This is a genomic window from Mesorhizobium sp. M7A.F.Ca.US.014.04.1.1 (assembly GCF_003998745.1).
Lineage (GTDB): Bacteria > Pseudomonadota > Alphaproteobacteria > Rhizobiales > Rhizobiaceae > Mesorhizobium > Mesorhizobium ciceri.
Genome location: NZ_RZRW01001373.1, coordinates 1 through 566 on the forward strand (window position 1 = coordinate 1; position 566 = coordinate 566).

The 566-nt window shown below is 62.5% G+C and carries 1 protein-coding gene; it reads left to right on the forward strand.

The features are described 5' to 3' along the window. Positions 1–122: 122 nt before the first annotated feature. Positions 123–566, forward strand: a 444-nt coding sequence (locus EOA22_RS36615; protein ID WP_206521580.1) for a cbb3-type cytochrome c oxidase subunit I, incomplete at its 3' end; no start/stop codon positions are given.

Consider the following 566-nt stretch of genomic DNA (forward strand, 5'->3'; position numbering starts at 1 on the left):
CCCCGGGGTCCGGGGCCGGCCGAAAGTGCCGCCGGCGGCGAGCCACAGGTGAGCCCAAAGGCATTGCCCGCGGCGGCGCCGCCGACGGGGCATCATCCACAGGCAGAAGGGGCGGAATGACGATGCTGGGCAAGCTCGACTCGTCGGCCATTCCCTTCGATCAACCCATCCCGCTCGTCGCGGCTCTCGGCGTCTTTCTGGCAGCGGTCGCCGTGCTTGGATGGATAACGGTGAAGGGCTACTGGCCCTATCTGTGGAACGAGTGGATAAGCTCGGTCGACCACAAGCGCATCGGCGTGATGTACATTGTGCTGGCGATGCTCATGCTTCTGCGTGGCTTCATCGATGCCATCATGATGCGCACGCAACAGGTGCTGGCGATCCACGGGCCGGGCTACCTGCCGCCGGAGCATTACGACCAGATCTTCTCCGCGCACGGCACGATTATGATCTTCTTCGCGGCGATGCCTTTCATGATCGGCCTGATGAATTTCGCCGTACCGCTGCAGCTTGGCATACGCGATGTAGCCTTTCCGACACTCAATTCCGTCAGCTTCTGGCTGACG